Annotated in this window: 4 protein-coding genes; 3 read left to right on the top strand and 1 reads right to left on the bottom strand. The window is 42.5% G+C overall.

Annotated features, from left to right (window positions below):
- Positions 1-4: 4 nt before the first annotated feature.
- Positions 5-1,438 carry a cytochrome-c oxidase, cbb3-type subunit I gene (ccoN, locus tag IQQ51_RS13200; RefSeq protein ID WP_009846707.1) on the bottom strand — a complete coding sequence of 478 codons (1,434 nt, stop codon included), beginning with the start codon at positions 1,436-1,438 and terminating at the stop codon, positions 5-7.
- Between the two features lie 252 nt (positions 1,439-1,690).
- On the opposite strand from ccoN, the gene IQQ51_RS13195 reads away from it, so the two are divergent.
- The 3 genes from IQQ51_RS13195 (at position 1,691) to IQQ51_RS13185 (ending at position 5,077) form a co-directional block, all read left to right on the top strand.
- Positions 1,691-2,056, top strand: a complete 366-nt coding sequence (locus IQQ51_RS13195) for a hypothetical protein (protein WP_193841310.1) — start codon at positions 1,691-1,693, stop codon at positions 2,054-2,056.
- Positions 2,057-2,171: 115 nt separating this feature from the next.
- The gene (locus IQQ51_RS13190) at positions 2,172-3,356 is read left to right on the top strand and encodes an FIST signal transduction protein (protein WP_193841309.1); all 1,185 of its coding nucleotides are present in this window, start codon (positions 2,172-2,174) and stop codon (positions 3,354-3,356) included.
- Positions 3,356-5,077 carry an ATP-binding protein gene (locus IQQ51_RS13185; RefSeq protein ID WP_193841308.1) on the top strand — a complete coding sequence of 574 codons (1,722 nt, stop codon included), beginning with the start codon at positions 3,356-3,358 and terminating at the stop codon, positions 5,075-5,077. The genes IQQ51_RS13190 and IQQ51_RS13185 overlap by 1 nt, the downstream gene beginning before the upstream one ends.
- Positions 5,078-5,345 lie beyond the last annotated feature (268 nt).

The raw sequence follows: 5,345 nt of genomic DNA, 5'->3' as shown, positions 1-5,345 counted from the left end.
CTCCTTAAGCCGGTTGAGGGATAGCTTTAAGGCTATCTTTAGGTGCAGAAACAGTTTTGTACGTGTTGTATGCCATTAAGAACATACCAGATAGGAAGATGAAACCACCTAAGAAACGTACAAAGTAGAACGGGTAAGACGCTTCTACAGATTCAACGAAGCTGTAAGTTAATGTACCGTCAGAGTTAACTGCACGCCACATCAGACCTTGCATCACGCCAGAGATCCACATTGCAACAATGTAGAAAACCGTACCAATCGTTGCTAACCAGAAGTGAACATTGATTAGAGATACAGAGTACATACGCTCTTGACCAAATAGTTTAGGAACTAAGTGGTAAACCGAACCGATAGAAACCATTGCAACCCAACCTAACGCACCAGAGTGAACGTGACCGATAGTCCAGTCCGTGTAGTGAGATAGTGCGTTAACCGTTTTGATTGCCATCATTGGGCCTTCGAAAGTCGACATGCCGTAGAATGATAGAGAAACGATTAGGAAACGTAGGATTGGGTCGTAGCGAAGCTTATGCCACGCACCAGATAGAGTCATAATACCGTTGATCATGCCACCCCAAGATGGAGCAAACAGAACCAAAGACATAACCATACCTAGAGATTGAGTCCAGTCAGGAAGTGCAGTGTAGTGTAGGTGGTGAGGACCAGCCCAGATATACAGAGACACGAGAGCCCAGAAGTGAACAATCGACAAACGGTAAGAGTAAACAGGGCGACCAGCTTGTTTAGGAACGAAGTAGTACATCATACCTAGGAAACCAGCTGTCAATAGGAAGCCTACCGCATTGTGTCCGTACCACCATTGCACCATTGCATCGATCGCTCCGGAATAAATCGAGTACGATTTAAACGCAGATACAGGAACAGCTAGGCTGTTAACGATGTGCAACACGGCAACCGTGATGATGAAGGCTCCGAAGAACCAGTTTGCTACGTAAATGTGCGATGTCTTACGTTTAATCATGGTTCCGAAGAACACGACCGCATAAGCTACCCACACAAGAGTAATAGCAATATCGATTGGCCATTCAAGTTCTGCGTATTCTTTACCAGAGGTTAGACCTAACGGTAAAGTAATCGCAGCGGACAGGATAATCGCTTGCCAACCCCAAAAGGTAAAGGCTACGAGAGGGCCACCAAAGAGACGCGTCTGACAGGTACGTTGTACAACATAATATGATGTTGCAAACAGCGCACTTGTACCGAACGCAAAAATAACCGCATTAGTATGCAGGGGACGTAAACGACTGTACGTCAACCACGGCGTATCAAAGTTTAGCTGTGGCCAAACTAATTGAGCGGCAATCAAAACACCAACGCCCATACCGACAATACCCCACAAAATTGTAACTAGGGTAAATTGACGGACGACCGTATAGTTGTAGTTTTGTTCAAGCTGCTTTTCTTGGCTCATTTGCATGCTTCCAATTTCTTATTTACTACACTTTACTTCCAACACGACTCACGTCGTAATGCCACCCAAATTAGAAAAGGAAATTCAGCCTATTCAGGGCTTTATTTCCACTTGCTGATTTTAAAAAAAAGTGGCATTTTCAACGCGACACTATACTTGAATTAACAAATCAATGACAGAGTAGTAACCTTACGCTTGGTCTGGAATTGGATTTTTATTTAAAAACTTTGAACTTTGTAACAAGGAGTAAAGATTATAATGGCGGCACAAAAGCTAACAAAAGGCAGGCTTGTTCAAATTATCGTCATGTTGGTTATTTTAATAGCTGCATTTACTTGGAGAACAGTAACATACGATAATAACGAAACAGTAAACTGTATAGTTTCAAAACCTTGTGAATTTGGTATTGATAATCATAATGTTTTAATTTCGGGCGATAACCTGGGGTATTCGATCGAAACATCTAAAACTGGCAAATTTATCATTAGCTATAATGAAAGCGGAATTCTGGAAGAAAAAGGGCCATCAAATTGGCTGTTACAAACTAATGATAAGACCTCCTCAATAACGGTTACATTTCCACAACAGGTGAGAACGTTTTCTGTAAACTTGTCCAAAGAGTAACAGAGATAAAACTGGGGCACGCCTCGGGTCTTTTGATAGAAATATGTACCAAATCAGTGAAACACAATGCATTAAAGTGTTATAAAGAGAGCATTAATAAAGTTACCCAGAATCTATGAAATTTCTATCAAAAGTCTCTTACTCCCTAGACGATAAAATCTCAGTAGATGAGTTGCTCAGCGGGGTGGAAAACCCTGACGATATTGCTTGTCTTATTTGTTACTGCACAGAAGAGTATTCGACACTCGCTGTGCAGAGATATTTCGTAGATGCTCTCCCGAACACTCCCATACATGGCTGTACCACTTGTCACGGCATTATGACCGAGACTGGCTTTCATTCTGGTCCGGTCATTGGCATCCTCATTATTTATGACTCGGGGATCAACGCCTATGGTACGGGAATAGAACATTTCAGCGACTCCATAGGCCGCAGTACCTTCAACGCGATAGACAAAGCACTCAAGAACGCCAACCGAGAAGGTGAAATCCCTGATCTTATCTTGTTGCATTCAACACCGGGTAACGAAGAAAAGGTGATGGCGGCTATCGATAAGAAATTTGGTACTGAAGTGCCAATTATTGGTGGCAGTGCTGCAGACAATCAGGTTTCAGGAAACTGGAGTATCTTCACCGAAGAGTCGCTGTCTATAAGTGGTGTGTCTTTAACGGTAGTGTTTGCGTCTCAGTCCATCTATTCCTCTTTCAGCGCCGGTCATACACCCACGCGCTATTCAGGCACCGTGACCAAAGTAAGAAATCGAATATTGTTGGAGATAGACCACAGGCCAGCCGTCACTGTTTACAACGAATGGACTAATTTCCACTTAGGTGGCAGTGATGATGGTTATATCTTCGAAAAGTCGTCAGTCTACCCATTAGGCAGGAAAGTTGGCTCTTCTTACGATTACCCATATTTCAAATTGTCTCATTCGATCAGAGAGACGGAGTGTAATGGGATTGAGCTGTTCACAGACATCAGTGAAGGCGACACCATCTACCTGATGCAAGGGTCTAAGCAGCAGTTGATTAGCCGGGCCGCGAATATCATTCACTCCTCATACTACAACGACATGGATCTTGAAGAGAAACTAGGGGCGATCAATATCTTTTGTGCCGGTCCAATGTTGAACCTTAAACAAGATATGGATGAGGTTTGTGACCAAATAAATCAAGCACTTAATGGGCTTCCATACATATGTCCATTTACGTTTGGTGAACAAGGCAGGCTCTCTGGTGGTGAGAATGCACACGGGAATTTAATGGTATCGTCTGCAACGTTTTATAGGTTGAAAAAGTAATGGGTTCTGAAGGTCAAGAAGCGCTGCAAGAAGCACGTATTGAACTGCAAAAACTAAAAGCCCGTGAGCGAAAACTGGCTGAAGAGAACAGGGTGATCTTATCAACCATCTCTGCGATCAGTAAGGCGAGTAACATATCTGAGATATTCTCCAGTCTTGAGTTCGTGCTCAAAAAGTACATTAAGTTTGATGATTTTATCGTGGTATCAAGGGTAGGGAACGAAGGCAGTTTCAAAACCCTGCTAAGCAATAACAAAGTCTTCGAACAGATGAATTGGAGCGATTGTGGCAAGCTATCGCGAGTCATCAATGGTGAATGCGCCATCCTTTTCGAACCCAAGTCTCTTGGGGAATTCAACTCTCTGCATCCCATTGTTCTCGACCAAATCAACTCCGTTCTTATTACGGGTATAGATAGCGGACTAACACAATCCGTCATCATATTTATCCACTCAAATACCAAGCACTTTAGTATTGAAACCAAGGCCACACTAAACCGTTTCCGACCGTTGATAGAGCGTGCTGTTTTCGATATTGAGAACAAAGAAAAGCTTGAAGCAACCGTTCGAGAACGTACAGCAGAGCTTGTCACAGCAAGAAAAGACGCAGAAAGAGCCAACAAGGCCAAGTCTGAATTCCTCGCGATGATGAGTCATGAATTAAGAACTCCGCTAAATGCCATCATTGGCCTAATAGACACCCTAAAATCCACATCATTGAACGAAGAACAACAGTCTATACTGCTTAATATGAGTACATCATCTGAGCTTTTATTGGCAATTATCAGTGACGTATTGGATTTTTCTAAGATTGAATCTGGATGTTTCTCATTAGCTCCTCAATGGAGCAATGTAAGAGACACTGTAACTTTTGTATTATCTGAACAAAAGAAGACAGCAGACGATAAAGGTTTGGCGCTAACAGTAACCAGCGATATCCCTGAGGGTGAACTGCATTACATCGACCCAAGCCGATTAGCACAGATCCTATTTAACCTGATTGGTAACGCGATTAAGTTCACTGAACATGGGCATGTGCATGTTTCTATCAAGTACCAGCAGAGCTCTTTCTATATAACGGTGGAAGACACAGGGATTGGCATTAGCTCGCAACAACTTTCGTCGCTGTTCAGTCCATTTGTACAAGCTGATAGCACAATCACACGCAGATTTGGTGGCACCGGTTTAGGCTTGGCTATCACTAAAAGACTGGTTGAGCTAATGCGCGGGCGCATATCGGTAGAGAGTGAGCCTGGAAAAGGTTCCAAATTTGAAGTACAGCTACCAGTGCTTACTAGAGTTACGAATAATCTGGCTAACAACGAAGATGAATCTTCACGAGAGTTGAGAAGCCGATATTCAGTGTTAGTTGTCGAAGACAATCCAACGAATCAAATGGTGATCAAATTAATCCTAACGCGACAAGGCCACGAAGTTTTCATCGCAAGCAACGGTGAGGAAGCGATTGGTTTTGTGGAAAGAGCCAGTGACTCGATAGACATTATCTTAATGGATGTGTCGATGCCGGTCATGGATGGATTAACCACAACCAAATACATGAGAGACGCGAACATCAAAACACCAATCGTCGCACTAACAGCACACACATCAGTAGAAGACAAATGTTCGTGCTTGGATGTCGGCATGAATGATTTCGTGACCAAGCCAGTAAGAACCAAAGAGATCACAGAAGCAATTGATCGATTAATGCTTGAAGTCTAATAAACGTATTCTTAATCGAAGATTAGGAAATATGTTTATTAGGTATTTTATGGTAAATAGCCTTACTGTTAAATAGAACGTCGATTTGATAGATAAACAAGAGGCAGGGCATCATACAAAGATACCTGCGTTATAAACACCAAACACCAAACACCATTTAACATAATATACATAATACGCACTTAGACTAGTTTGATTTGTGGGCCTTAGTGCGGATTCATCTAGCTTTCTATTTATCATTAATTGGTGTTATCAGTATACCGAAGCG

The sequence above is a fragment of the Vibrio sp. OPT18 genome (genome assembly GCF_015163615.1).
Taxonomy (GTDB): domain Bacteria; phylum Pseudomonadota; class Gammaproteobacteria; order Enterobacterales; family Vibrionaceae; genus Vibrio; species Vibrio coralliirubri.
Note: the sequence above shows the minus strand (reverse complement) of the source record. Positions and strands in the feature narration are given on the sequence as shown.

What these genes read in the sequence shown, in the direction of transcription:
- ccoN (WP_009846707.1), bottom strand. Translation starts at nt 1,438, where the DNA reads ATGCAAATGAGCCAAGAAAAGCAGCTTGAACAAAACTACAACTATACG.
- IQQ51_RS13195 (WP_193841310.1), top strand. Translation starts at nt 1,691, where the DNA reads ATGGCGGCACAAAAGCTAACAAAAGGCAGGCTTGTTCAAATTATCGTC.
- IQQ51_RS13190 (WP_193841309.1), top strand. Translation starts at nt 2,172, where the DNA reads ATGAAATTTCTATCAAAAGTCTCTTACTCCCTAGACGATAAAATCTCA.
- IQQ51_RS13185 (WP_193841308.1), top strand. Translation starts at nt 3,356, where the DNA reads ATGGGTTCTGAAGGTCAAGAAGCGCTGCAAGAAGCACGTATTGAACTG.